Here is a 26,451-nt window from a genome sequence, read left to right as displayed (position 1 = left end):
ACTATTTTTTTCTTACATCAACATTTTCCTGCAATACCCAGATTCCTTTTTTAAGAACCAAAGCATCATGGGTAAAATCAGGACCGTAATATTCAAATTGATTTTTATATTGTGGTGAAGATGGAGCCAAATGATCAAACACCAATCTTTTTTCTTCTTCTTGATATTCAATACTCATTCGTGCTTGTTTGGCATATTCAAAAATCACACGATTCAACATTTTTCCTCTCCAAAAAATGACTGGTTTTCCAAATACAATTCCAGTCTTATCAAAACAAATGACTTCGATTATTTTTTTATTGCTAGTCATATTGTTTCCGTCCCAAGCTAGTAAAATATAACTAGCCATTCCTTTTGATTTAAAAGGTATGATTTTGTAATACAAAGCTCCCGGCCAATTTTCCTTTCGGTAAGAGGAAAACATATTTGCTTCAACTTTATCGGCAAGAACCTGCACTTTTATATTAGATTTTTCTTTGAACTGAAACACACCAAAATACTTGTAGCTTCCATCCGATAGTGCACAGTTCCAATTGTAAATTCTGAATCTTAAATCCGGAGAAGTTATTTTTCCCAAGTAATTTAATTTGGCAAAAGGATATTCAAAGCTCTCCTCTTGCTTTAAGATCTTTACAAGAGATTTTTCGATTCGTTTACAGATTGCCAGTTTTACAGAATCCTGTTCAGCTTCAATCAAAGCATCAAAATTTGACTTTAATTTACTTTCCGATTCTGCCAATTGAGCATGTGAATCAATTCCAAAACATAATAACAATAGTATGCAAGCAATTTTCATATTAGCTATTTACCTTATCCATAGCTTGAATTAATAGATTTGAAGCGTGGTGAATCTCCTTATCAGTGATATTCAAAGGTGGAGCAATTCTGTACGCATCATCACAGAAAAGAAATGCATCCATCACAACTCCCAATTCGTGGGCTTCCTTCATAATTTCAAGCATTATTTCTTTGGATTCTACAACTACCGCAATAAAAAGTCCCAATTGTCGAAACCCCTTTACCAAAGGATGATCTTTTAGCAGTTCAACAAAAAGCTCTCCCTTTCGCTGAACATCTTCAACAATCTTTTCCTCTAACAGAACCTCCAATGAAGCTTTAGCAGCTGCACAACACACAGGATGACCTCCAAAGGTTGTGATATGGCCAAGCATTGGGTTGGTTTTAAAAGAGTCTAAAATTTTCTTATCAGAAATAAACGCTCCAACAGGCATTCCTCCTCCCATGGCTTTAGCCAAGCATAAAATATCCGGCACAACATCGAAATGTTCAAAAGCAAATAGCTTACCAGTTCGTCCGAAACCCATTTGTACCTCGTCGAAAATAAGCAGGGCTCCTTTCTCGGTGCAACGAGCTCTTAAGGCCTGAATGTACTCTTTCGAAGGAATGATCATTCCTCCTTCCGACTGAATAGGCTCTAAAATAACACAAGCTGTGCGCTCTGTTATCTGTTCCAAATGCATTAGATTTCCGAATTCAATCATTCTTACATCCGGCAACAATGGGCGGTAAGAATTTTTCATTTCCTCATCGCACAATACACTTAAAGCTCCATGAGTACTTCCATGATAAGCTCTTGTAAAGTGAATAATTTCAGATCTTCCTGTATATCTTTTTGCAAGTTTAAGTGCTCCTTCATTTGCTTCGCTACCTGAGTTCACGAAATAAACTGAATTTAAATTTTCAGGAAGATTATCGGAAAGTAATTTTGCTAGCTGAACCTGCGGGGTTTCGATAAATTCACCATACACCATTAAGTGCATGTATTTATCTACCTGATCTTTTATGGCTTGTCGCACTTTTGGATGTCCATGCCCCAGGTTACTAACAGAAACGCCCGAAACGAGATCCAAATAAGGCTTCCCGCTCGGGTCGTACATATATATTCCTTCTGCTCGTTCTATTTCCAATGCAATTGGAAAATCAGAAGTTGTAGCTACATGTTGTAAAAATAATTGTCTATTGCTAATCATACTCAGAATTTTTAATGAATACAAAATTCAAAAAAATCCTGCGAAAAGAAAACTATCGAGTCATTAAATTGATGTCTCCCATTAATTTATCACGGTATGATTTTCCTATTGGAATTGACTTTGGGCCTCCATCGGTTTCAATTACGACTGAGTTATCCTCAATCATCTCTATTTTACTAAGATTTACGATATACGAACGATGGATTCTCGAAAAACGGGCAGCAGGCATCTTCTCTTCAATAGCCTTCATGGTAAAATGAATTGTATATTTTTCCTGATAGGTATTCACTACAACATAATTTTCCAGGGCTTCAATCCACAAAATGTCGTCGTAATTCAATCTTACCAGTGAAGAGTTGCTTTTGATAAAAATCTCATTCTTATCCTGAATAAATCCTTCGCTATTTTTATAACGCTTATTTGCTTTACTTACTGCTTTAAAGAAACGACTATAACTGATGGGCTTTAACAAATAATCAGTAACATCATATTCAAAAGCTTCTAAAGCATATTGTTCTTTCGATGATATGATAATAATCTGAGGCGTTGTATTTAAACTATTAAGGAATTCCATGCCGCTCATTTCCGGCATTTCAATATCCAAAAATATCAAATCAACAGGTTCGTTCTTTTTAATGTTATTGATTGCATCAATGGCACTTGGGTAGGATGCTCCAAAAGTTAGGAAATCTGTTCTTTCAATGTAACTCTCTACAACTTTTCTTGAAAGTTTATCATCATCTATTACAACGCAGTTCATATAGTGGTATTATTTAATTGTCAGGTACAAGCGAATAAATATTATTTGTCTACTGTTAGAATGTTTTCATCAAAAATAACAATCTTTTTACCATTTCCGAAATATTTATAGAAAATATTACCTAGACATCAGTTCAACTAAAATTTTGGCTTTATTATCTCATTTTCCAGCGTTTATACTGTTCCTCTAACAACATTTCGCCTTTGTTAACCGATTTTTTCAACCATTCAAGCTTTAATTCCAACTTCTCTAATTCTGATAATTGCCAATCAACATTTGTTTTTCTAATATTGGTAGCCAATTGATTTAAAACTAGTGCAGCAGAAACAGAAACATTAAAGCTTTCGGTAAAACCGTACATGGGTATTTTTACAAATTCATCAGCATGTTCCATTACAACATCGGATAAACCTGTTAGTTCGGTACCAAAAAAGAAAGCTGACTTCCCTTTTGACAAATCGAAATCCGGTAAGAGAACATCATTAGTATGAGGAGTTGTTGCAACAATTCTGTATCCTTTCTCTTTTAGTTCTTTTATTGTTTCGAGCGTATTCTGCTCCTTTTCATTATGCCTGTATAGGTCAACCCATTTTGATGCCCCCATTACCACATCAGGATTCAAAATATACTCATTGGAATTTTCGATGATATGTAAATCCTGAATACCAAAACAATCGCAAGAACGCACAACTGCACTTGCATTTTGAGATTGAAAAATATTTTCTAAAACAACAGAAATAAATCTTGTTCTGTTGTTTATGTTTTGATTTATAAGATCTATGCGATTTTTTGTTGAAAATTCCTCTAAAAATTGAATTGATCGCAGAAGTAAATCTTTATCCATATTTAAAACTTATGGTATAAAAAAAGGAGGTATGATTACCCCCCTAATTTCATCTGACTTACAATATATTTACTGTACTGAGTCTGCTAATTCTGAACCAGCCTTAAATTTAATAACCTTTTTAGCAGGAATATTGATTGGCTTGCCAGTTTGAGGATTTCTACCTGTTCTAGCATCACGTTTTGATACAGAAAATGAACCGAATCCAACAAGGGCTACTCTATCATCACCTTTTAATGCTTCAGTAGTAGTTTCAATAAAAGCGTCTAATGCTTTTTTAGAATCAGCTTTAGTTAAACCAGCCTTGCTAGCAATTGCATCAATTAATTGAGCTTTGTTCATAACTTTATAAAATTTTAGGGTTAAAAAAATTCTTTTAATTTGATTTCTATACAAATATAAAGGATTTCTAAACGTTTGCAAATTTCATTTAGGAAAAACAAGAAACTTTTTCCGTCTAAAATAAAAACATAATAATGCATAGGCTTTTTTAAAACCATAGAATATATCTTACACACAGAAAATATAATCAAATCATAACAGTACTTATTCTATATTTAGATTTAACCAAATTCACTTTACGAAAAGCATTTTACCAGATAACTTATATAAATTACACTTCGAGTAAATTCATCATTAATCTTTTACTTTCAACACTTTACATCAATTTCTAAAATAGTACTATTTTTTCCGCATATGTACATTCCAGTGTTTTATATCATTTTAATTTGTTCAAAGAAACCACCTTAAATACATGCTTATACATTCTAATTCATTGATTTAATAGATATTCTTTTAAGTCATCAAAATATTTACTTATCGCTATACTATTTTTTTTCTTTTTTAGACAGTCAACAAGATAATTAGGTACTTCAATCTCTTTTTTTACTGCACTTTCAACTGTGTCTTTGAATTTGGCAGGGTGTGCCGTCTCTAAAAATATTCCAACTTGCTTTTCTTTATTTAAGTATTTTTTCAATCCTAAATAACCAACTGCTCCATGAGGATCTAAAATATAAGATTTCGTTTTATATACATTCTTCATTGCATCTATTGTTTCCTGATCACTAAACCAAGCTCCACTAAGATCATTAATAATATCTGAATGATTCTCCTGATACAATTCCATCATTCTAACAAAATTACTTGGAGCACCAACATCCATTGCATTAGATATGGTTTGTACTGATGCCTTTGGCTCATATATACCGTTATCAAGATAATCCGGAACAATTTTATTTCTATTTGCAGATGCAATAAAATTCTTAATTGGCAAACCCATTTGTTTTGCTAGTAAACCACCTGTTAAATTTCCGTAATTACCACTTGGAACTGATACAAGAACATCCTTATCTTTTTCCGGCAATTGAGCAAGAGCATAGAAATAGTAAAAACTCTGAGGTAACAAACGAGCAATATTTATTGAGTTTGCCGATGTTAGATTCATTTTCCTACCTAATTCTTCATCCGCAAAAGCTCTTTTAACCAAAGTCTGACAATCGTCAAATGTTCCTTCAACCTCCAAAGCCGTTATATTCCGCCCCATTGTAGTTAACTGCTGCTCCTGAATTTGACTCACCTTTCCTTTGGGATAGAGAATAATTACATTAACACCTTCTACTCCTAAAAAACCATTAGCTACAGCACTACCTGTATCACCAGATGTTGCAACAAGAATGGTAACATTTTCTTGATTTTGTTTTGCAAAAGCGCGCAAACATCTACTCATAAAACGTGCTCCAACATCTTTAAATGCGCATGTTGGACCATGAAATAGCTCAAGAGTGTACACCCTTTCTTCAATTTTTACCAAGGGTATAGGAAAATTAAATACCTCCTCACATATTTTTCTTAACTCAGCTTCCGAGATATCATCACCAACAAAATACTTTGCAACTTCGAAACCAATTTGAGCTAAACTTTTATTTGGTAGATCTTGAAAGAATGTATCATCTAATCTTGGGATACTTACTGGGAAGAATAATCCTTTATCTGGAGCTAATCCTTTTAATACGGCTTCTTTAAAGCTATATCGCAAGTCTTTATTATTAGTACTAAAATACTTCATCAATCTTCTTTTATAAAATTTTCACTCCTCCATCACTTACTTTCGATACATATATTTTATAATCCAGTTGGGTTCTTTTAAAAACCACATCCATGGCATTGGCAACCACGTCGGCTGATTCTTTTCCATTAGCAAAAGCAAATACAGATGGACCAGAGCCTGAAATGCTACAACCCAATGCACCTGCCTCCATCACTGATAATTTCAGTTCATCAAATTCGGGAATTAAAACTTTTCTTTGTGGTTCCACAATATGATCTTCCAACGACCTTCCGATTAAGCCATAATCTGAAGTGTACAACCCAGACATTAAACCAGCCACATTACCCCACTGGCGAATTGCTTTTTTTAATGAAACCTCTGGCGACAATAACTCTCTTGATTCTTTCGTTTTGATCTCAATTTGCGGATGAATTACCACACACCACAAATCCTTAGGGGGATTGATATGAATTACATCCAATGGGTTGTATCCGCGAATCAAACAGAAACCACCCAAAGTAGCTGGCGCTACATTATCAGCATGAATATCTCCGGAAGCTACTTCCTCACCAATCATAGCAAACTCTACCAACTGCATTCGTGAATAGGGATTGCCCAACAACTCATTAGCAGCAACAACGGCTCCCGCCGCACTTGCTGCACTAGAACCAATTCCGCTTCCTGGCTTGATATTCTTTACAATTTCTACATCGAATCCTTGATTGCTGGCTAAATCATCTAAAAGCGCCTGAATGGCAACTCCGGCTACATTCTTTTTCGGATCTGTTGGCAAATTTTCATATCCGTTTACCGGACGAATGATAATTCTATTTTCATCATTCTTTCTCAAGATCATTTCATCACCAACACCATCAATGGCTAATCCTAATATATCGAAACCACAGCCAACATTTGACACGCTGCCAGGAGCAAAAACCTTAACTTCTTCCACCATGTTTACCCCACTCTTACCACCGTTTTTACAATAGTTTACCGATTTCCTTTCCATCTTAACACTAGATTAATTTCTGCTCACTCTTATAATATCACCAAAAATTCCCGATGCCGTAACTTCTGCTCCAGCTCCAGCTCCTTTTATAATTAAAGGTTGATCATCATACCATTTGGTCTTTAGGGAAATCACATTATCCTTACCGTGGATATCATAAAACGGATGATCTGGGCTAACCTCTTTAAGGCTTACATTGGCTTTTCCATCTATAAATGAAGCAATGTATCGGTAACGGATATTTTTTTCTTTCATTACTTTTCTCCATGCTTCGAAATGATCATTGTTTGCTTCCAAATCTTTCAATAAATCTTCAGCAGTATTAGCTTGCAAACATGATTCCGGTATCATAGGTTGATGTTCCACCTCTTTTTCTTCCAATTGATATCCTGCTTCTCTGGATAAAATCAACAATTTTCTAAGAACATCCATTCCGCTTAAATCAATCTTTGGATCAGGCTCTGTAAACCCTTGTTCTATTGCCATTCTTACCGCTTCAGCTAAAGACTTTCCTTTATTAAATTCATTCATGATAAAATTCAAACTACCAGAAACAACGGCATCTATCCCTATAATTTCATCTCCAGTATTCACCAAACTATTTATGGTACTGATTACAGGCAATCCTGCTCCGACATTACTCTCAAACATGAATTCAACATTGTGTTTTTTTGCTGTTGCCTTAATGGTTTTATAGTTTTCGAATTCAGAGGATGCAGCAATTTTATTACATGCCACAATGGCAACCGTTGAGTTTAATATTTGTTCGTAAACCTCGCTTACCTGCTCGCTGGCTGTAATATCAACAAAAATTCGATTACGTAGATTTGATTGATCCATTAACTTTACAAACTCCTGCAAATCTGCTTTTATCCCTTCACTATTTAGTTTTTCTTCCCAGTTTTCAAGCAGGCCCTCATTTTGAGCAAAGTACATTTTTCGGCTATTGGTTACGGCTCTAATGATTAACTGCAGCCCTTTCTCCTCCAAAAGGTGTTCGTACTGATTTTTAATAAACTCCAACAATTTCCCTCCTACATTTCCAAGTCCTGCAATGTATAGGTTCACCTTTTTGTAAGTAGAATCAAAAAATTCTTCATGTATTACATTCAGAACTTTCTTAATGTCCTTGGTGCGAACCATAAAAGTTAGATTCATTTCGTTACCACCTTGCGCCATGGCACGAATATTCACCCCGTTTTTGCCAAGAACGCTGAACACTTTTCCTGATATTCCGGGAGTGAATCCCATATCTTCACCAACAATGGCTACAATCGATAAATTTTCTTCCACCGCAGGTTTGTTCACCAGGTTCATTCGAATTTCCATTTCAAATTCGTTCTTAAGAGCTTCTACTGCATGTTCGGTATCATCCTTATGGATACCAACACTAATACTATGTTCCGATGACGCCTGGGTAATTAATACAACATTAATTTTATTCTGTGCCAAAACAGTAAAAAAACGGGAAGCAAAACCACTAATACCAATAACACCACTGCCAGATAAAGTAAAAAGATTAATTTCGTTCACCGAAGATAATCCTCGAACCACAGACCTTTCCTCTCCTGGAGTTTTACTTATTAAAGTTCCTTGGTCATCAGGGGCAAAAGTGTTTTTAATGCGAACATCTATTTGATTTTGGACAACAGGAATCAAAGTTGGAGGATAAATCACTTTAGCTCCGAAATGAGACAACTCCATTGCTTCCTGAAAAGACATTCTATTAATTGGAGCAGCCTGAGAAACAAATCTTGGATCCGCAGTATACATTCCACTTACATCGGTCCAGATTTCCAGTTCTGAACAGCCTAAGCCGGCTGCAAGAATTGATGCAGTATAATCAGAACCTCCGCGCCCCAGTAGAGTCATCTCCCCTTTTTGCCCTGAAGCTATAAAACCTGGAAATAACGCTACCTCGAATTGTTGTTGTTTAAGTTCATTGAGTTTGGCATTGGTTTGTTCGGCATTTAAATAAACACCTTTCCCATTTTGTGTTTTTATGTATTTTCTGGAATCGAAATACTCCGTTTTAAGACCAGCCTCTTTAAAGAACTCTGCGAGAATCATAGAGGACATCAATTCACCTGCTCCCAATACTGTATTGCGTACTTTTTCCGATATATCTTCCAAAAGATAAACTCCTTGCAATAGATCCGAAATTTCAGCAAATTTTGCGTACAATTTCTCATTTAATTTGCTATTAAGCCCTAGCTGTTGAATCATACTTTGGTGTCTTTGATGCACATCATCTACAACCATTTCGTACTCCTTGTTTTTTAGGCTAGCCATTTTAATGCAACGTTCAAGTTCGTCGGTAACACCGCCAAAAGCCGACACAACTACAACTTGCTTACAGCTTTCTTGGTTCTTTTTGACAATCTCTTTCACCCGATGGCAACTTTCTGCATTGGCTACCGAGCTTCCTCCAAATTTTAAAACTTTCATGCTTTTGTTTTGTTTTGATGATTTTCTCTCCTTACAAATGTTGATTTCATCATCAATGATTATATAATGGTAATCATTATCTAATACTATAATATCGCAAATGAATTTACGACATGTATTTTATCAGACACAAACTTTTCGATGTACTTTTGAGTATGGTTAATACTCACATTTGGTGATATGTAATAATATTGACCCCTAACGGGTCATCGTTGTTGTAGTTGTGGTGGTGGTAATGCCAAAAGCAGCGCACATACCAACTGTTGGCATGTTCATCATAGCTATGTTCGTACTTTTATGCATTATCTGTTTCTACGCTTTCGTGAGGTTCAAATATAGATATTTTTATTTTGAAACAATGCGACTCCTAAAAAATATTTTAGAATCTATATTGCTAATATCAGAGATTGAAGATTTTGTAACAATGACCTTTTAAGAGAACTTATAATACTTTTAGATTAATTTCCAATTAAAATCAGTGCAAACTGTAAGAACATTTTTAATCAAACTCTGGTTATTATATTTGCATTGAACACAAATATAAATTAACTGACTCAAATCATGATAAAAGGAGTAATTTTTGATTTAGACGGCACACTTGCCAATTCAATTGAAGATATTGCCGATTCAATGAATCAGGTGCTTGAAGAAAATAATTTTCCAACCCACGACTACACCACTTACAAAACCTTTGTTGGAAGAGGAATAAGATCATTGGTTGAAAAATCATTACCAAATGAAAACAGAAGCTCTGAAGAAATTAAAAAAAATTACGAACGCATGATGAGCGTTTACGATGAGAATTGCATTGTTAAAACCTGCTTATATCCTGGCATTAAAGACCTTTTAGATTCCCTTAGGGATAAAGGGATTAAGATCTCAGTTTTTTCAAACAAAGCAAACGAACTTACACAAAAGGTAGTTAAAGTTTTACTTTCCGATTGGAAATTAGAACATGTATTGGGAGCCGGTGGCGAAATACCGAGAAAACCTAATCCTAAAGGTGCAATTTTTATTAGTGATAAAATGGGTATAGATCCTTCTGAATTAATGTATGTAGGCGATTCAGGTGTTGATATGGCAACAGCTCACAACTCAGGCATGCATGCAGTTGGTGTTTTATGGGGCTTTAGAGATTTGGAAGAATTGTTGGAAAACGGAGCACAAACCTTATTGGAAAATCCTATGGATTTAATGGCCTCATTCGACTAATGCGAAAGAGGTTTATCTTGACTTATCAAGCTATCATCCTGGCAGAATCCATTAATTTCGGGTTGTAAGGTAACATGATTAATCTCAAAATCATCATGAAGGATTTGCTCTATTTTGTGTAGGACAATATTCACTACACTTAAAGGTAAATCCTTTTTGAAACTTATATGGGCCTCAAAATTAATCTGCTTGTCATCTAACTGCCAAACGTGCACATGGTGTATATTTTCGACCTCTTCTAAAGTTTTTAACTTCTCCTGAACATCATCCAGATTAATATGAATTGGAGCAAATTGCATTATGATCCTGACACTTTCTACAATTAGTCCCCAACTTGAGTATACAAGGTAAAGTGCTATTGCAATAGACAGGATGCCATCAACCCAAGAAATTCCCCACAAATACATCGCTAATCCACCTAGTAAAACTGCCACCGACGATATCATGTCAGTAAGCAAGTGCAAATAGGCTGATCGCATATTAATATTGTCCTTAGCATCTTTCATTACCAACAAAACACTTAATCCATTTAAAACTATCGAAACACCTCCTAGAATCATTACAATTCCCGAGTTAATATTCTGAGGTTCTCCCAATCGTTCAATTGCTTCTTTTAAAAGAAAAAATGCGATTACAATTAATGAAACAGCATTGATTAAGGCCGCCAATATTTCCGCTCGTTTGTAACCAAAAGTTTGACGAGCACTTTGCTTTCTTCCTGACAATTTGCTTGCAAACCAACTAATAATTAATGCCAAAACATCAGAAAAGTTGTGCAATGCATCAGACAGTAATACTAAACTTCCGGAAATAAATCCACCAACCACTTGCGCTACAGTAATTCCTATATTCAAAAGAATTGCTATGCCTAAGTTTCTTCCCTTCAAATGACCATGATCCTGTTTATGATGGTGTGCGTGATTTCCCATATTCAATTAAATAAGCTAAATGACATATTAAATAAAGCCATTTTTAATCAAATCAATTATAAATAAGAGGGAAAAGTCTTTTTTACTTTATTACAGCTTGCTAAGTAATTCTTATAAAACCCAATGATGACAAGTGGTTTGTATTCCCTTTTCCATTCATTCAAAATCATCCTAATTTTAAAACCTAGAACAAATCAAACACACACATTTTTAGATTCGTTAATATTAATATCTTTACAAACAGTAATAAAAATAACTCCGAGTTTATAAGTTCTAAACAGATATCAAAATCTGCACGACTTATCAACCGATGGGTAAGTTCGTAAACGGATTTGCCTCCCGCAGGATAAATGTCCAAAAATTGGAAAGGAGCGAAATTGTGTGAATCGGAATGGATTGAGTACTTGTCATCAATCTATTGAAAACAAAACATATAGATTACCTCCAATTCTGCGATGAGTTGGAGGTTTTTTTGTATGACAATAAAGAGGAAAAATATAGTTCTGCTTGCTGGTAATGGTCAAAATGTTGGAAAAACACTTTTTGCTTGTCAGCTTATCAAATCATTGCAGCAAAAACATTCGGTTATTGGAATTAAAATTTGTCCTCATTTTCATGATCTTGACCTTAATGCGGAAGTGATAGCAAGTGAGGATAATTATCAGATTATAAAAGAAACCCATCAGGTTGGCAGTAAGGATAGTAACAGACTTCTTGCAGCCGGAGCAAAAGAAGTATACTATGTGCAATCAAAAGATAAATATCTAAATGAGGTTCTGCTTTGCTTGAATAGTATTATATCGACAAACAGCCTTTTTATAATAGAATCGGGAGGATTAAGAAATATTATTCGGCCCGGTTTATTTATAATGATAGAAAGCAAAAACAATAAGAAACTAAAACCCAACACATTAAAATTTAGAGAAATAGCGAATCTAAATATTGAATTTGATGGTGAAAAATTCAGCCTTAATGCCAATAGCATCTGTTTCTCTGAAAAAAAATGGATAATAAAGAACTAGCAATATGATAACGTTTCACGAGGCTCTTAAAACAGTAAAACACGCTACAAAAAAGTTAGAAAAAGAGCATATTGATATTTCAGAATGCTTACATCGCGTATTAGCTGAAGATGTTCGATCAGATATGGCAATTCCTCCTTTTAACAAATCGGCTATGGATGGTTATGCTTGTAGAAAAGAAGATTTGTTTGATGAATTGGAAGTTTTGGAAGTAATTGCTGCTGGCGTAGCTCCAAGTAAAAAAATAGGAAGCAAACAGTGTTCGAAAATAATGACTGGAGCCATGATTCCCGAAGGTGCCAATACCGTTGTAATGGTGGAGCACACTGAACAAGTGAACAACAAGAAAATTCGAATTATTAAAGAGATCACAAAATCGAATATCTGCATAAAGGGAGAAGACATTGAGGAAAATGATGTTGTTTTGAAAAAAGGAACCAGATTAAAATCTCAGCATATATCCGTATTGGCAACTGTTGGTTGTACTCATCCTTTGGTGTACAACAAACCTCGTATAGCTTCAATTTCAACTGGAAGCGAGTTGGTTGAACCACAACAAAAGCCAAATATCTCTCAAATCAGAAATGTAAACTCCTGGCAGCTGCAAGCGCAATTGCAAAAAATTGGCATTGATCTAAATTACTATGGGATAGTTGAAGACTCGAAGAAAGTCACTCAAGAAGCCTTGGAAAAATGTCTTGCCGAAAATGACATCATAATTGTATCGGGAGGCGTTTCGGTTGGTGATTACGATTATGTACCGCAAATATTGAAAGAACTTGGTTTTAACATCTGGTTTCACACATTGGCTGTAAAACCGGGAAAACACACTGTATTTGCCGCAAAAAATGGAAAATACGTATTTGCAATGCCTGGCAACCCGGTATCCTCATTCGTTCAGTTCGAACTATTAGGAAAACCTCTTGTTTTTAGATTAATGGGGCATGACTACAATGCTCCTATGGTACGTATGCCTATAGCAGAAGATTACAAGCGAAAACGAACTGACAGGCTTGAATTTATTCCTGTTCGATTTAATGCCAATAATAGAGTTGTTCCTATCGAATATCATGGATCAGCGCATATTAACGCATTTACATTTGCCGATGGAATAATGGCTGTTCCCAGGGAGGTTGATGAATTTACCGAAGGAGAATTTGTACATGTTAGACAACTATAAACGAAACATTAACTATTTAAGAATATCCGTTACAGATCGTTGTAATCTTCGATGCACTTATTGTATGCCCGAAGAAGGGGTTGATTTAATTGCGCACGATGAAATACTGAGCTTTGAAGAAATTTTGAATTTTGTAAAAGAAGCAATAGCCTCGGGGATCACGAAAGTGAGACTAACAGGTGGTGAACCATTGGTAAGAAAAGGAATTGTTGAATTGGTAGAGAAGATTGCCAACACAGCAGGAATTGAAGAGCTTGTCATGACCACCAACGGTATTCTGCTTGAAAAATACGCCCAAAAACTTGCAAAAGCTGGCCTAATGCGTGTAAACATTAGCTTAGATACCATGAATCCTGATAAATACAGGCAATTAACACGTTTTGGGAATATTGAAGATGTGTTTAGAGGAGTTGACGCCGCCTTGAAAGCAGGTTTGCATCCGGTTAAAATTAACTGCGTTAGAATGCCAGATACTGATTTGAATGATTTAACTGCTTTGAGGAAGTATTGCAAGAGCAAAAAACTTGATCTCCGATTTATCAGGCAAATGAACCTGGAAACTGGTGAGTTTTCTATTGTTGAAGGTGGTAAAGGCGGAAATTGCCTTGAGTGCAATCGCATTCGTCTTACTGCTAACGGAAAAGTAAAACCATGTTTATTTAACCAGAGCGAATATGATTTGAAAGAATTGGGTGCTAAACGAGCAATAGAGCAATCAATTAATCAGAAACCGGAAGCCGGAAGCAAAAATAAAAAGAACAGTTTCTATGGCATTGGTGGTTAATAATAAAAAATGCGCTTTAACGCATAAAACATGCTAATTACATAATAGAATGGGAAAATTTAGTCATATCGATAATAAAGGCAAAGCCAATATGGTTGATGTTGCTGGTAAAACTCCTAAGATTAGAGAAGCCAGAGCAAGTGGTAAAATTATATTGGAACAGGAAACAGTTCGTTTGATCAAAGAAAACTCAATAAAAAAAGGTGATGTGCTAACGGTAGCCGAAATAGCAGGAGTTCAGGCTGCTAAAAAAACAAGCGATTTAATTCCCTTATGCCACGCATTACAAATTACAAAAGCCGAAGTTACATGTACTGTGTTTGATGGTGGAGTTGTTGCTGATACAAGAGTAAAATGCATTGGGCTAACCGGAGTAGAAATGGAAGCATTATCAGCTGCCAGTGTGGCTCTGCTTACAATTTATGACATGTGCAAAGCTGTTGATAAAAATATGAGAATAATAGACATTCATTTGGTGGAAAAAAATAAAACTGATTTGAAATAAGACTATGATAAAAGAAGTTAATGTACTATCCGTAAATATATCAGAACAGAAAGGTACGATTAAAAAGCCTGTTGAATCGATTCAATTGCGTTCCATTGGTGTTGTTGGTGATGCTCACACAGGAAACTGGCATCGCCAGGTTAGTTTGCTTGCCAAAGAAAGCATTGATATATTCTCGGCAGCAGCAAAAAGAGAAATTTCTTTTGGGGAATTTGCTGAGAATATTACCACAGAAGGAATTATACTGTATCAAACTGCCCCTCTTGATAAATTCACATTTGGTGATCTGGAACTGGAGGTAACGCAGATTGGAAAAACATGTCATGGTGACAATTGCAATATTTTCAAAGAACTTGGAAATTGTGTGATGCCTAAAGAAGGGATTTTTTGTAGGGTGATTAAAGATGGTGATTTAAAAGCCGGCGATATATTAATGTATCATCCAAGGGTAATTAAAACAATGATTATCACTCTAAGTGACAGAGCTTCAAAAGGCGAATACGAAGATAAAAGCGGTCCATTGGCTGAAAAGCTATGTGAAGAGTTTTATTTATCCCGAAACCGACATTTTAAAATAGAGAAACACATTATTCCCGATCGGGAACAAGAACTCTCAAAGTTACTTTACAAAGCCAAAAAAGAAGGATTTGATATTGTATTTACTACAGGCGGTACAGGAATAGGCCCAAAAGATATTACACCAGAAGTGGTTGATAAGCATATCACAAAACAGATTCCCGGAATTATGGAGTTGATTAGAGTAAAATATGGCATGAATAAAGCAAACGCTTTGCTCAGCCGAGGAATTGCCGGTGTAATGGATCAAACATTAATTTATACCCTACCTGGAAGTCCTAAAGCTGTTAAGGAGTATTGCGGAGAGATTTTTAAAACCATTGAACACTCTCTTTACATGCTAAATGAACTTGATCTGCATGCATAGATAAATTAATTGATCTGATCATCAAGTGCTTCGAAAACAATTCGAATTTATTGCAAAAAAAATTTTGGTAGCAATTAAATTTTATTCTATATTTGCACCCGTTATCACAAGAGATGACAGAGCTAGCAAAGCTCGCACAAATACTGGAGAGATGGCAGAGTGGTCGAATGCGGTGGTCTTGAAAACCATTGTACGGCAACGTACCGGGGGTTCGAATCCCTCTCTCTCCGCCTCGCAGAAATGTAACAGAAAGAAAAACCTTGTAAACTGTACGTTTGCAAGGTTTTTTTTCTTTTATACCAATGTAAACAAAGGCCAGACAATGGAGGTTCATGGAATCATGATAAAAATCTGGGTCTTTCAAGCAATCAGGCATAAATTTTGGTTAATCTGTAAAGAAAACTGGTGTCTGGATCATGATAATAATATACCAATATTTTCGGTAAGACATTTCCCTCCCTAGTGTCGAACCTTTTCCCTCGAGGCAGGGAAAAACTAAGATACGTACAATTAAAAGTCTTTCCCTCGCCCGAGGGAAAAACCAAAATACGTACGATAAAAATTTTTGGGAGCAGATTTACCGGTAAATATAAATAAGAGGAAGACTTGAAATTCTCATTCCAAATTAAGCTCTCAGTAGTAAAATATTGATATCCTCAATGAGAGAAAAGCGTCTTTGAATTATTCTATAATTAATTCTCCATTCAGCTTATATTCCATGCCAGCTTCAGTTTCCAATACGCTTATTTTATCCTGATAAAGCAAGGAGCATTTTTTTCCTGCTTTCGATAAAACAGTAAGCTTGGTAAGTTTTCCATCTTTCCATTCCATATCCAAATCAAAACCACCTCGGGCACAAACCCCTTTTACGCTTCCTTCCTTCCAAGCATCAGGCAATGCGGGCAATAATTCAATGCTTTCACCATTGGATTGAACCAACATTTCTATAACTCCAGCTGCTCCTCCAAAATTACCATCAATCTGGAATGGTGGGTGAGCATCCAACAGGTTAGGATAGGTTCCACCTCCTGCACCATAGGTAGTTTTTAAGCCAGATGGATCAACATATTGCAACAATTCGCGATACATTTTATAAGCATGATTTCCATCTTTTAAGCGTGCCCAAAGATTAATTCTCCATCCTTTTGACCAACCCGTGGATTCATCTCCTTTGATTTCCAATGTTCTTCGTGAAGCCTCTGCTAGCTTAGGAGTTTTAGTGGTAGAGATGTGATGGCCGGGATACAATCCGAACAAATGGGTTTGATGGCGATGTTGTGGGTCGTAATCTTCCCAATCGTGATACCACTCCTGCAGATTTCCTTTATTACCTATTTGATATGGACGTAAGTCAGAGTAGGCTTTTTCCATTTCTTTTTTAAAATCGGCATCAATCCCTAAAACATCAGTTGCTTTTAGGCATTGCTCAAACAACTCGCGAATAAATGCTAAATCGGCGGTTGCACCATATAGGGTTGCTCCCACATACCCCTTATCAGTTTTATATAAATTCTCTGGCGAAGAAGAAGGTGAAGTAATTAATTCTCTATTCTTTTCTATCAACCAGTTTAAGCAAAACTGCGCAGCTCCTTTCATAATAGGATAGGCCTCTTGTAAAAATGCTTTATCTTGGGTAAACGAGTAATGCTCCCACAAATGAGTACTTAACCAAGCACCACCCATATACCAGTTGGCCCAAACCGGGTGTCCTTTACCAAAATCACCCACAGGGTTGCTCATGGCCCAAATATCTGAATTGTGGCAAGCCATCCATCCTTCTTGCACTCCAAGAAAAGTTTTTGCTGTTACCTCACCGGTTTTCGATACATTCTCTATCCAACTAAGCATAGGCAAGTGCAACTCGGATAAGTTAGCATTTTCGGCCAACCAGTAATTTTCTTCTACGTTTACATTAACTGTGTAATTGCAACTCCAAGGCGGACGCAAGTAGTGGTTCCAAAGCCCTTGTAAGTTAGCTGGTACACCTAATGTTCTCGATGAGCTGATCAGCAAATATCGTCCAAACTGAAAATATAATATCTCCAAATTCTTATCTTGAGCACCTGTTGCATATCTTTGCAGACGCTCATCGGTTGGCAAGTTTATTTCTGTTTCTGTTCCCAGATTTAATTCCAAACGATTAAAGAAAGAATGGTAATCATCTAAATGAGTTTTTTCTATTGCATCGGTTAATTTTGCCAAACCTTCTGACAAGTATTTTAAAGCTAAGCCTTTATTGTCTTTTCCTTCTTTGGCAGGATCCTTATCAAATCCGTTAAAGCTGGTTTCAATACTAAGCAACAAAACAGCTTCTTTTGCCCCTCTTACTTGTATGGTACTATCAGTAACTACAACTTCTCCATCGGTTTCTTTTACTTTAATCAGGTTAGAGAAACGGGTTCCTCTATTCTTATCGAACCGGACGGTATTGGGCATATCACCCCGGTAATTAGGTTCGGCATGATAAGGTGCATAACCATGAGCCACTAAAACTCCTTCCTCATTAGCCGTGGCATATTTTAGTAAACTCTCAAATTTTACATCAAAGTTTAAAGCTTCTTTTTCGCTGGCCGATAGTTTTATCATGATCAGCTTATCAGGGTTCGAAACCAGATATTCTCGGTTATATTGTATATCACCCACTTTATAAGTCAGCTTTGAAACAGCATTTGAGATATCCAGTTCGCGATAATACTCACTGGCATCACCCTTGTGCTGAAAATTGAGATACATGGTTCCCAAAGGTGCAAACGACTCCGAGAATTTTCCTTGTATCTGCCTTACCAGTTTATCTGCTTTTTTATAATCCTCTTTCTCCAAGGCTTCTCTTACCTCGGGCACAGCCTTATAAGCTTCGGGGCTCATGTACGGATCAACTGGTTCTCCTGCCCAAAGAGTAATATCATTTAAATGAATTTTATCCTTTTTAACTCCTCCATAAATCGAAGCTCCTACTTTTCCATTTCCCAGAACCAGCGCTTGTTCAAAATGTTCAGCGGGTTTGTTGTACCAGAGTTTAAGTTTGGTTTTCTTATCCTGAGTAGATAGTCCACATGACGTTATTAAACTACTGAGTGCTATTACCCAATAAAAAATGGTTGTTTTTTTCATCTGTATATAATTTTTTCTTTTCGGATTAAAAATCCTAAGCTACCAAAGCCCTGATTACAAATCAGGACTGGCTATACAACAAGGAGTCTTAGCTCTAAAATCCTACAGGTTTGCAGTATTAACAATTATGAATCAAAAAGATTGATATTTAATTCTCTTGTTCTTTTGGTCATCAATCTCAGGACGAAAGATCTCTTTTTACGCCACAAAAACCGCTCAGTTAAACGTCGAAGATCGAATATTATACCATTTTAATTATGAAATGAGCGCTTGGGATAATGCCGATCGATTAATGACAGCTATAAAAAGGAACAAATTTACCGCTCATGCCATTAACAAATCGGTATTAAACCTAAATTCACTTTGGAATTGCTGTTTTCTTAAGCAGAATTAAGCAAGTTTAACTTTACCCTCTCCTATTTCAGTACAACACTCGTTTCAAAAACTACGGGCTTCAAACTACCAGATGTTATCAAAACTTTTGCTTTATATTCTTTTCCCTTTTCAAGTTTCCTAGCAGATTGTATTCCTACTGTTGTTTTTTCAAAAGGATTTAAAGGGATAACTACTCCACTAGCAATCTTTTGCATTTTCTTATCGATTTCAACCCTCAGTTCAACTTTGGCTTTTTCGGATGCTACCTGTCCAAAATTCTGAACTTCTACATTAAAGGATAGTCCTTTGTTCTTTTGAAGAACTTTTGGTTGACGGGCAGAAAGAATCGGCTCAATATATTCAACACCGGGTAAGCGCGAATATCCAAACAAAAGTTCTCCTTTTGATGTTTTTCCCAATAGTTTCCCGGCAAAATTATCGTCTGTAAACCCATTACCACTGCCATCAAAAACAAGGATTAAATCGTTACCCGATTCCTTAGTTTCTTTTAATTTACATCCTCTCCCAAAATTAACCTCTTCAGATGCACCAAAACGGATTGATTCCAAATCAATATCGGTATTGGGGTTGAAGTCCTCTTCTGCTTCAATCTTTACTTCAATTGTTTTTGTTTTGGCAGTAAGTGGTTTTTCATTTAAAACAGTAAGCAAACGTCCTTTCACCACAGGAATAACAATATGTTTTGAGCTATGGTTATCATATTCCAAATCATTCCATTTTATGGTATCGATTACAGCAAAGTGAGCCTGTGTTGCACGCCCGTACTCATCCTGAAGAAATTTTAAACGTTCGTATTTAAACCAATCTACCTTTGTCCCATCTTCATAAACGGCTAGTCCTGGCAGGTATGCTTCACCTGGTTCTGTTTTCCAATTTACGCCGTCCTTCGAGCGCATGTACCAGGCAATTCTTCCCAACCAGTCATTCACAATCAGATGGTATTGTATATTGGTTCGCCAAACAACCGGATCCTCAAAACGTCCTTTAACAGGAGGGTAAACACGTTTATCGGTAACCTGATTGTACGACGACTCTCCTGTCTCGCTAAACCAAATACCCCCTCCTCGGCAAACGGCCAAATATGTACCATCTTCGCGTTGTGCAAATGTTACATTCGTTAGCCCTTCTATTATTTTACGGTCTCGAGGATTGAAATCAAACTTTTTACGCTCCCAAGGTCCATTCAAGTTGTTGCTTATATAGTATCCATCAATAATATAAATGACATAACGACCATCTTTTAATTGAAATATTTCCGGATTGTGCCCGGGACCAATTGCCCTTCTAACTTTATAGGGACCAAAGGAATTATCGGCCACCGCCTGGTAAAGTGTAGATTTCGCCCAGAACATATGCCCTTTTGGAGAGGTTTCAGGCCAACCACAAACAAATAGGTTGTATTTGCCATCTTTATCAACTTTCACATTGCCACCCCAGTAGGAAATAATATTATCTTCCAACCCATTATCGGTATAACGAGGTACAACTTCTGGTGCACCCCAGGTATCCCTTGTTAACTCACCAACAGGATGCATGGGTAGAAAACGATCCATAAAACGACCTCCGTAAACAAGATTTTTCCATTCAGCAGGAAGTTGTCGCTCTGTTATTTGAGCACTAACTAACATGGCTGCGAATAACAGCATTACAATAGTAAGAGTTGTAGATTTTATTTTCATTTTGAGTATTATTTTAATTTCAATTTTCACATTTATAATTCCCGAACTTCAAAATCTGAATTAATCGAGTACTCACTTCCTTCTTTGGTATCAAAATCGATTATTCGATCTCCAAAATGCAGCTTACAATGCTTGCCCACTTTAGACCTTACTTTCAATTCAACAAGTTTTTTATCTTTCCAACTGGCATCAATTTCGAAACCGCCTCGGGCACACATTCCTTTAAACGAACCTGTTGACCAGGCTTCAGGAATGGCAGGTATTACTCTAATTTCATCTTCTGTTGATTGCAAAAGCATTTCGGCTATACCAGCTGCTCCACTGAAATTACCATCTATTTGCAGAGGTGGAGCTGCACTAAATAAATTGGCATAAGTACCTCCTCCGCCTGAATAATCCGGATGCGGCCCTGTTGGCTCAACAAATCTCAATAAGCTTTGCAGTACCTTATGTGCATTTTCACCATCATATAACCTTGACCATAAACAAATTCGCCAGCCAAATGACCAACCCATACCTTTGGGTCCTCTCATTTCCAAGGTCTTTCTACATGCATTAGCCAAAACAGTATCGTTTGTTGTGATATGGTTTCCAGGAAATAATCCATACAAATGCGTTTGATGGCGATGTTCTTTATCCACATCTTCCCAATCGTGAAACCATTCTTGCAGATGCCCTTTTGAGCCTACTTTATAAGGTTGTAAACGACTATGAGCTGTTTTTAAACTTTCCTTAAAATCCTTATCACATTCCAATCTATTACAAGCTTTAATGGTCAATTCAAATAACTCTCTAATCATAGCCAAATCGGCCGTTGATCCATACAATGTTGATGCTACATATCCATCCGGGGTATAAAAACGATTCTCGGGAGAAGTGCCAGGAGAAGTCATCAAGTTACCATTTTTACCCTCTACCAACCACTCTAAGCAAAATTGAGCAGCGCCTTTAATGGTAGGATAAACTTGCTTTAGGTATTCCTGATCCTGAGTAAACGTGTAGTGCTCCCACAGATGGGTACTTAACCAGGCACCACCCATAAACCAGGCTGCCCAGCAAGGGTGTCCCTGTCCAAAATCACCAACCGGATTGCTAATTGCCCATATATCTGAGTTGTGACAGGCTGTCCACCCATTTACACCCAGAAATGTTTTTGCCGTAACCTCTCCTGTTTTTGAGACATTTTTAATCCACGAAAGCATAGGTTGATGAAACTCCGAAAGGTTGGTATTTTCTGCCAGCCAATAATTGGTCTCCACATTAATATTAACCGTATAGTTACTACTCCAGGGTGGTCGCATATAAGGATTCCAGATGCCTTGCAGGTTCATAGGAACACCTTCAGTTCTGGATCCGGCCATTAACAAATATCTGCCGTATTGAAAATACAACGCTTCCAAATCAGTATCTACCGCTCCAGCTGTGTATCTTTTAATCCTTTCATCTGTAGGGATATTTGTCAAATCCTCTGCTCCCAAATTCAATTCAACCCGGTTAAAATAGGTTTGATGGTTGGTAATATGAGATTTTCTTACTTCTTCAAAAGATTTCTTCTCTGCTTTCAATATCTGATTTTCAGCTATAGCTTTATTGTCCTTTCCTTCTTTAACAGGGTCTTTATCGAAACCATTAAAGCTGGTTGCTATAGATACAAGCAATACTGCTTCGCTGGCATCTTTAACCGAAAGTATACTGTCATTTATGAATACCTCCCCATCCGTTTCTTTTACTTTAAAATAGGAAGAGAAACGAATACCACGATTTTCATCAAACTGTACAGCATTGGGCATATCCCCTCTATAGTTTGGCTCAGCATGATAGGGTGCATAGCCATCAGCTCTTAGAATATCTTCATTCCCGGTTAAATCATACTTTAAAAGACTCTCGAAACGAACTTTAAAATTAAGTGCATTATTCTTATTCGCTTTAAGTTTAATTACCATCACCTGATCGGGATGCGAGATAAAGTACTCACGCTCAAACCGCACGCCATCAACCTCATATTTTGTTAACGATGTGGCATTGCTGATATTCAGTTCGCGATAATAATTAGAAACAGAATCTTTATGGTTAAAATCCATATGCATCGTTCCTAAAGGAGCAAAGGACTCAGAAAATTTGCCTTGTACATTTCTAATGAGCTTGTCCGCCAATTCATAATCCTCATTGGCCAATGCCTCCCTTACTTTGGGTATCGATTTATGTGCATCAGGATTCATATTCGGATCTACAGGTTCTCCTGCCCAGAGTGTAGCATCATTCAAATAAATTTTATCGGATTGCACTCCTCCAAAAACAGAAGCACCTACTTTACCATTACCCAATACCAGTGATTGTTCGAAGTGCTCGGCGGGTTCGTCGTACCAAAGTTTTAATTGATTTAATTCAACTTGATTACTTGTTGTGCACGAAAAAAATGTAACACATAATAATGTCACAGCAAGGTAAAGAGTTATATTGATTTGTTTCATAACCTTCAATCTTAATATTTTATAGCCAAATCCACAGCTGTTTCTTTCCAAACCTTATAAAATTCGCCAACAGCCTTTCTAAATTTATCGTAATCGTCTTTGGTTTCAAAAACCTGAGTATCATTCCACAACACATCCCTATCATGTCCAAGCACTCTCGCTTCCGGCCAGAAAAATACCTGCCCCCAGATCAGACGGTTATTTGTATTAATGCCTGGATTTTCTTCCGTTCCATCACCGTTAATTACCTCAAATTGTTCTTGAGTAAGCATATTCTTGCACGATACCATCAGGTTGGACTTGATCCACTCTGAACGTTCTGCCATAGCTACATAACCAACTTGATTATTTTCGCGATGATGTGCCCATGACAAGCAAACTTCAGGTGGAGTAAGCCCAGATTCTTGTGCTACTTTCTGAATGAGTGGATGTTGCATATCTGCCTGATGTTCGGCAAACCTGTCGCGACCTGGACGTCGTGGAGAACCTAAGGCCATATAACCAGAAGGAACAACTTTATTATCCAGGAAAAATTTCACCAACTCTTGTTGCTGGAACAATGGGTGAAGCTCCATTTGGTTATATACAGGACGGTTAAAGTCATCGGTATCCCTCAACAACAGCTCTATAGTCTTTTGCGTTTGGTTAGATGTACCAATATTTTTTACCTTGCCGCTTTTCTTTAACTCGGTCATTTTATCCCAAACCTTCATAAAGTCTTCGTGAATATAGGGTACGGCATGATCGTTAACGGAATCGCCCGAAGCTCCGGGAACATGGAAGTTTGGCCATGGCCAGTGAACCACATACATATCCACATAATCAAGCTGTAGCATTCTTAAGGAATCTTCGCAAGCAGGAATTACTTCCTCCGGTGACATGTGTTTGTTCCACAACTTTGTGGTTACAAACAACTCTTCTCGAGTTACCAATCCTTCATCTATCGCTCGTTTAATTGCTCTACCTACCACATCTTCATTCTGATAGGCTGTAGCACAATCCAAATGACGATACCCCAAACGAATGGCCTCAACAATGATGTCTTCCATTTTCTCTTTAAGGTCCGGATTATCGGAATGAAATGTTCCCATGGCTGCTTGTGGCATTAATGTACCATCGGGTAATTGTAATTGACAAACTGTTGTTGGGTCAATCGATTGTATATCTGTATTAATCATTGTTCTATATTTTAACTGTTTATTGTAGTTTCAGAATAATCCGGCATAGCGCCATTTTGGGTGCATACAAACGCAGAAATATCAACTGCTTTTTGATGTAACTGTTTCAATGGCTCTCCTTTGGCAAAGCCTATGATCATAACCGCCGTAAAAGAGTCTCCTGCCCCTACTGTATCTTTTACATCAACTTTAGGAGTTTCCAAATAACTTTTTTCAAAAGGAGTCATCAACAAACTGCCTTCACTGCCTTTGGTAAACGCAAGTAGTTTTAGCTTATAGGCATCAATAAGTTTTTCAATCTTTTCCTCTTCGGATTCACCATGAATATCTAATAAATCGCAAACTATGGGCAACTCATCTTCGTTAAGCTTCAATACATTACAAAGCTGCAAAGATTCATTAATTATTTCTTTGGTATAATAATCCTGACGCAGGTTGATATCGTAAACAATCAAGGTATCTGATCCACAATCCATCAACATACTTTTAATGGCTTTTCGAGATTCTTTATTTCGTTGAGCTAAACTTCCAAAACAAATAATATCTGCACTTGATACTTCCTGTTTCAATTGGTCCGTATAGGATATATAATCCCACGCTACATCTTCGTGAATGATATATTCAGGAACACCTTGTTCATTTAATTTAACATCAACTGTACTGGTTGGCTTTTGATTGATTTGAATCAAATCAGATGAAATACCTTTTTCCTTTAAAACCTCCAGTATTTCTTTACCATTCTCATCATCGCCAATAGCGCTTATAGATAATCCGACTGCTCCTTGTTTTTGGGCATGATAAACGAAATTACAAGGTGCTCCTCCTAATTTTTTACCTTCAGGAAGCACATCCCATAACAATTCGCCTATACCAATAACTTTAGGTTTACTTTCCATAGTCAACTGTTTTAAAGGTCAATCATGACTTTCATACTCTTATCTGCTTGTGCATCTATGTATTTATAGGCATCCAAATACTCTTCAAAAGGAAAGTGTTTTGTTATCAGCGGTTCAAGATTAATTTTACCTGTTGATATCATCTCAACGGCCGCTTCGTAATCCTCATGTTTGTACATCATTGAGCCGAACACATTCAGTTCGTGTTCGCCCAGGTAATACATATTGACCACAGGATTTTTTGCAAACACACCAAGGATTACGATATCACCGCCTTTTTCAACATTGGCCATTAATGTGTCCAGTGAAGCCTGCACACCTGCAGCTTCCATCCCTATTTGAAAACCCTCATCACCAAAAAAAGCTTTTACTCCATTGGCAAAATCAGTCTCTTTTACATTTAAAGTTCCTTCGATACCACACTCTTTGGCTTTTTCAAGACGGAAATCGCTGACATCTGTAATTAAAACTTTTTTTGCCCCTCTGGCTTTGGCAAATTGAGCTACCAGGTTACCAATGGTTCCTGCACCTGAAACTACTACATTTTTGCCTTCAACGCCTGTCGTTCTGCTGGTGGAATGTGCACCTACTGCAGCAGGTTCTATCATTGCTCCATATTCATAGCTCATTGAATCCGGAAAAATAATTAGCCTGTCTTCCGGCACAATAAAGAAGTCTTGCGCTACACCAGGTGCTTGAAATCCCTGTACTTTTAATTCCTGACATGCATTGTATTGGCCACGTAAACACGGACCACATTTACCACACACCAACTGCGGACGTGCCGTTGCTCTCATTCCGGGCTTTGCTTTTGTTACAGCTTCACCAACCTCAATAATCTCTGCTGAATACTCATGACCCTGAACAACAGGATAAGGTGTTGCAGGATGCTCTCCATGGAAAACATGAATATCGGTACCACATACACCAATACGTTGAATCTTTAATAATACTTCGTTTGGTGCTAATTTATTTGGTTTTGGAATATCCTGGAATTCGATAATACCAGGTTTTGTCATTATTGCTTGTCTCATCATTAAATG

General features: G+C 36.9%; 21 protein-coding genes, 1 tRNA gene and 1 riboswitch. Of the genes, 7 read left to right on the top strand and 15 right to left on the bottom strand.

Going from position 1 to position 26,451, the window contains the following annotated elements; genetic code table 11:
- Nucleotide 1: 1 nt before the first annotated feature.
- The 8 genes from ACO05S_RS15580 to thrA all read right to left on the bottom strand — a co-directional run bounded on the left by ACO05S_RS15580 (nucleotide 2) and on the right by thrA (nucleotide 9,102).
- Complete coding sequence (locus ACO05S_RS15580) at nucleotides 2–796, bottom strand: hypothetical protein (RefSeq protein ID WP_421918935.1); 795 nt, start codon at nucleotides 794–796, stop codon at nucleotides 2–4.
- A 1-nt stretch (nucleotide 797) separates the two neighbouring features.
- Complete coding sequence (locus ACO05S_RS15575; protein ID WP_421918934.1) at nucleotides 798–1,991, bottom strand: aspartate aminotransferase family protein; 1,194 nt, start codon at nucleotides 1,989–1,991, stop codon at nucleotides 798–800.
- Nucleotides 1,992–2,043: 52 nt separating this feature from the next.
- Entirely contained in the window at nucleotides 2,044–2,751 is a 708-nt protein-coding gene (locus ACO05S_RS15570) for a LytR/AlgR family response regulator transcription factor (RefSeq protein ID WP_421918933.1), read from the bottom strand.
- A gap of 154 nt (nucleotides 2,752–2,905) precedes the next feature.
- On the bottom strand, nucleotides 2,906–3,595 hold the full coding sequence (locus ACO05S_RS15565; protein ID WP_421918932.1) for a TrmH family RNA methyltransferase: 690 nt from the start codon (nucleotides 3,593–3,595) through the stop codon (nucleotides 2,906–2,908).
- 69 nt (nucleotides 3,596–3,664) lie between these two features.
- Nucleotides 3,665–3,967: an HU family DNA-binding protein gene (locus ACO05S_RS15560; protein WP_421921295.1), complete on the bottom strand. Its 303-nt coding sequence runs from the start codon at nucleotides 3,965–3,967 to the stop codon at nucleotides 3,665–3,667.
- A gap of 400 nt (nucleotides 3,968–4,367) precedes the next feature.
- The gene (gene thrC, locus ACO05S_RS15555) at nucleotides 4,368–5,663 is read right to left on the bottom strand and encodes a threonine synthase (RefSeq protein ID WP_421918931.1); all 1,296 of its coding nucleotides are present in this window, start codon (nucleotides 5,661–5,663) and stop codon (nucleotides 4,368–4,370) included.
- Between the two features lie 10 nt (nucleotides 5,664–5,673).
- Nucleotides 5,674–6,654 carry a homoserine kinase gene (locus tag ACO05S_RS15550; protein WP_421918930.1) on the bottom strand — a complete coding sequence of 327 codons (981 nt, stop codon included), beginning with the start codon at nucleotides 6,652–6,654 and terminating at the stop codon, nucleotides 5,674–5,676.
- Between the two features lie 12 nt (nucleotides 6,655–6,666).
- Nucleotides 6,667–9,102 (bottom strand): bifunctional aspartate kinase/homoserine dehydrogenase I, encoded by a 2,436-nt coding sequence (thrA, locus tag ACO05S_RS15545; protein ID WP_421918929.1) that lies wholly within the window; start codon nucleotides 9,100–9,102, stop codon nucleotides 6,667–6,669.
- Nucleotides 9,103–9,663: 561 nt separating this feature from the next.
- Between thrA and ACO05S_RS15540 the strand changes: the two genes are divergently transcribed.
- Complete coding sequence (locus tag ACO05S_RS15540) at nucleotides 9,664–10,314, top strand: HAD family hydrolase (RefSeq protein ID WP_421918928.1); 651 nt, start codon at nucleotides 9,664–9,666, stop codon at nucleotides 10,312–10,314.
- Here ACO05S_RS15540 and ACO05S_RS15535 read toward each other — a convergent pair.
- Entirely contained in the window at nucleotides 10,311–11,243 is a 933-nt protein-coding gene (locus ACO05S_RS15535; RefSeq protein WP_421918927.1) for a cation diffusion facilitator family transporter, read from the bottom strand. The genes ACO05S_RS15540 and ACO05S_RS15535 overlap by 4 nt on opposite strands.
- Nucleotides 11,244–11,487: 244 nt before the next feature.
- A riboswitch (molybdenum cofactor riboswitch) is annotated at nucleotides 11,488–11,631 on the top strand.
- 88 nt (nucleotides 11,632–11,719) lie between these two features.
- Here ACO05S_RS15535 and ACO05S_RS15530 point away from each other — a divergent pair.
- From ACO05S_RS15530 to ACO05S_RS15505, 6 genes are all read left to right on the top strand, one after another.
- Entirely contained in the window at nucleotides 11,720–12,265 is a 546-nt protein-coding gene (locus ACO05S_RS15530; RefSeq protein ID WP_421918926.1) for a hypothetical protein, read from the top strand.
- A 4-nt stretch (nucleotides 12,266–12,269) separates the two neighbouring features.
- Nucleotides 12,270–13,445, top strand: coding sequence for a gephyrin-like molybdotransferase Glp (gene glp / locus ACO05S_RS15525; protein ID WP_421918925.1), 1,176 nt, complete (start codon nucleotides 12,270–12,272; stop codon nucleotides 13,443–13,445).
- On the top strand, nucleotides 13,429–14,229 hold the full coding sequence (locus tag ACO05S_RS15520; protein WP_421918924.1) for a GTP 3',8-cyclase MoaA: 801 nt from the start codon (nucleotides 13,429–13,431) through the stop codon (nucleotides 14,227–14,229). The genes glp and ACO05S_RS15520 overlap by 17 nt, the downstream gene beginning before the upstream one ends.
- Nucleotides 14,230–14,278: 49 nt before the next feature.
- Entirely contained in the window at nucleotides 14,279–14,734 is a 456-nt protein-coding gene (moaC, locus tag ACO05S_RS15515) for a cyclic pyranopterin monophosphate synthase MoaC (protein WP_421918923.1), read from the top strand.
- Between the two features lie 4 nt (nucleotides 14,735–14,738).
- Complete coding sequence (locus ACO05S_RS15510) at nucleotides 14,739–15,677, top strand: molybdenum cofactor synthesis domain-containing protein (protein WP_421918922.1); 939 nt, start codon at nucleotides 14,739–14,741, stop codon at nucleotides 15,675–15,677.
- Between the two features lie 145 nt (nucleotides 15,678–15,822).
- A tRNA-Ser gene (locus ACO05S_RS15505) sits at nucleotides 15,823–15,907 on the top strand.
- Between the two features lie 451 nt (nucleotides 15,908–16,358).
- Here the strand turns inward: ACO05S_RS15505 and ACO05S_RS15500 are convergent.
- The 6 genes from ACO05S_RS15500 to ACO05S_RS15475 all read right to left on the bottom strand — a co-directional run bounded on the left by ACO05S_RS15500 (nucleotide 16,359) and on the right by ACO05S_RS15475 (nucleotide 26,442).
- Entirely contained in the window at nucleotides 16,359–18,788 is a 2,430-nt protein-coding gene (locus tag ACO05S_RS15500; RefSeq protein ID WP_421918921.1) for a glycoside hydrolase family 95 protein, read from the bottom strand.
- A 416-nt stretch (nucleotides 18,789–19,204) separates the two neighbouring features.
- Nucleotides 19,205–20,863 (bottom strand): glycoside hydrolase family protein, encoded by a 1,659-nt coding sequence (locus ACO05S_RS15495; RefSeq protein WP_421918920.1) that lies wholly within the window; start codon nucleotides 20,861–20,863, stop codon nucleotides 19,205–19,207.
- 32 nt (nucleotides 20,864–20,895) lie between these two features.
- Nucleotides 20,896–23,334, bottom strand: a complete 2,439-nt coding sequence (locus tag ACO05S_RS15490) for a glycoside hydrolase family 95 protein (RefSeq protein ID WP_421918919.1) — start codon at nucleotides 23,332–23,334, stop codon at nucleotides 20,896–20,898.
- A gap of 11 nt (nucleotides 23,335–23,345) precedes the next feature.
- Nucleotides 23,346–24,512, bottom strand: coding sequence for an aldo/keto reductase family protein (locus ACO05S_RS15485; protein WP_421918918.1), 1,167 nt, complete (start codon nucleotides 24,510–24,512; stop codon nucleotides 23,346–23,348).
- Between the two features lie 11 nt (nucleotides 24,513–24,523).
- Nucleotides 24,524–25,408 carry a carbohydrate kinase family protein gene (locus ACO05S_RS15480; protein ID WP_421918917.1) on the bottom strand — a complete coding sequence of 295 codons (885 nt, stop codon included), beginning with the start codon at nucleotides 25,406–25,408 and terminating at the stop codon, nucleotides 24,524–24,526.
- Between the two features lie 11 nt (nucleotides 25,409–25,419).
- Complete coding sequence (locus ACO05S_RS15475) at nucleotides 25,420–26,442, bottom strand: zinc-dependent alcohol dehydrogenase (RefSeq protein WP_421918916.1); 1,023 nt, start codon at nucleotides 26,440–26,442, stop codon at nucleotides 25,420–25,422.
- Nucleotides 26,443–26,451: the final 9 nt, after the last annotated feature.

The sequence above is a fragment of the Marinifilum sp. genome (genome assembly GCF_965230805.1).
In the GTDB taxonomy this organism is placed as follows: Bacteria; Bacteroidota; Bacteroidia; order Bacteroidales; family Marinifilaceae; genus Marinifilum.
The sequence above is the reverse complement of the archived record's forward strand: the minus strand, read 5'-3'. Positions and strand labels throughout refer to the sequence as shown.